The organism is Variovorax cryoconiti (genome assembly GCF_051216395.1).
GTDB lineage: Bacteria > Pseudomonadota > Gammaproteobacteria > Burkholderiales > Burkholderiaceae_C > Variovorax.
This window is the reverse complement of sequence record NZ_JBPJZI010000055.1, coordinates 1-1,123: the sequence shown is the minus strand read 5'-3', so window position 1 is coordinate 1,123 and position 1,123 is coordinate 1. Positions and strand designations below refer to the sequence as shown.

The following is a 1,123-nucleotide window of genomic DNA, read 5'->3' as shown; positions in this document are numbered from 1 at the left end:
CAGGCGGATGCCGATCCACACCAGATACGCCGCGCCGATGTACTTGATGACGTCGAAGGCCAGCTCCGACGCCACCAGCACCGCGCCCATGCCCAGCCCCGCGATGGCGATCATGATCGCGAAGGCCACGAGCCGGCCGCTTGCCGCGATCACCGCCGGCGACACGCCGTGCCTCGCGCCGTTGGTCACCGACAGCAGGTTGTTGGGGCCGAAAGCCATGTTGATGGCGAAGCAGGCCGGCAGGAAGAGCAGGTAGGCAGACAGGGTCATGGCGGGTCCGTCGGCAGGGCGTTGCAGGGGCTGCCATTATTTCAGCTCATCCCGAGAAAGCCGCAGCGAACGCCATGACAACGAATTCCCCTCTGAAGATACGCAAGGCCGTGCTGGCTGATCTCCCCGCCATCGTCGCCATGCTCGCTGACGACGTGCTCGGCGCGGCGCGTGAGCGCCCGGGCGATGCGGCCCTCTACGAAACGGCCTGGCGGCAGATCGAGGCGCAGGATGGCAACGACGTGCTGGTGGCCGAACTGCCCGAGGGCGTGGTCGGCTGCCTGCAGCTCATCGTCATTCCGGGGCTGGCCCGGCAGGGCGCGCTGCGGGCGCAGATCGAGGGCGTGCGCGTGGCGTCCACCCACCGTGAGCAGGAGATCGGCGAGCACATGATCGCTTTCGCCATCGACGCCGCCCGGGCCGCGGGCTGCCGCCTCGTGCAACTCACCACCGACAAGCGCCGCACTGACGCGCACCGCTTCTACGAGCGACTGGGCTTCGAGGCCACGCACGAGGGCATGAAGCTCGAACTGACGGCTACCTAGTTGTCGACGCCACCTTCCGGCATCCGGCGGGCGTAGACCGCCAGCACGATGCGCTCGGAGTGGATGAGGTAGTCGTTAAGCGCCACCGAGCCCTCGGCGAACTTGCCGGCCTCGATGAGTTCGAGCAGCTTCGTGTTCATGTCCACGTAGGGTGCGTGCAGGAACTCCGGGTCCTTGAGCAGGCCGAAGGCCAGCCGCAGCTCGACGAGGATGTGCGCGAACAGGTTGTTCAGCCGCTCGCTGTCGGCCAGCTCCACGATGGCCATGTGGAACACCATGTTGGCCGTGCCCACGCCCAGCCAATCGTC

General features: G+C 67.1%; 3 protein-coding genes. 1 reads left to right on the top strand and 2 read right to left on the bottom strand.

Features of this window, described 5'->3' with window-relative positions; all coding sequences use genetic code 11:
• Nucleotides 1–270 (bottom strand): LysE family translocator (locus tag ACSFA2_RS25670; protein ID WP_435458149.1); only part of this gene is annotated, 270 nt, incomplete at its 3' end.
• Between the two features lie 74 nt (nucleotides 271–344).
• Here ACSFA2_RS25670 and ACSFA2_RS25665 point away from each other — a divergent pair.
• Nucleotides 345–815, top strand: a complete 471-nt coding sequence (locus ACSFA2_RS25665; protein WP_435458148.1) for a GNAT family N-acetyltransferase — start codon at nucleotides 345–347, stop codon at nucleotides 813–815.
• On the opposite strand, the gene ACSFA2_RS25660 is transcribed toward ACSFA2_RS25665, so the two are convergent.
• On the bottom strand, nucleotides 812–1,123 hold a 312-nt coding region (locus ACSFA2_RS25660), incomplete at its 5' end, for an FCD domain-containing protein (protein WP_475545399.1). The genes ACSFA2_RS25665 and ACSFA2_RS25660 overlap by 4 nt on opposite strands.

What these genes read in the sequence shown, in the direction of transcription:
- ACSFA2_RS25665 (WP_435458148.1), top strand. Translation starts at nt 345, where the DNA reads ATGACAACGAATTCCCCTCTGAAGATACGCAAGGCCGTGCTGGCTGAT.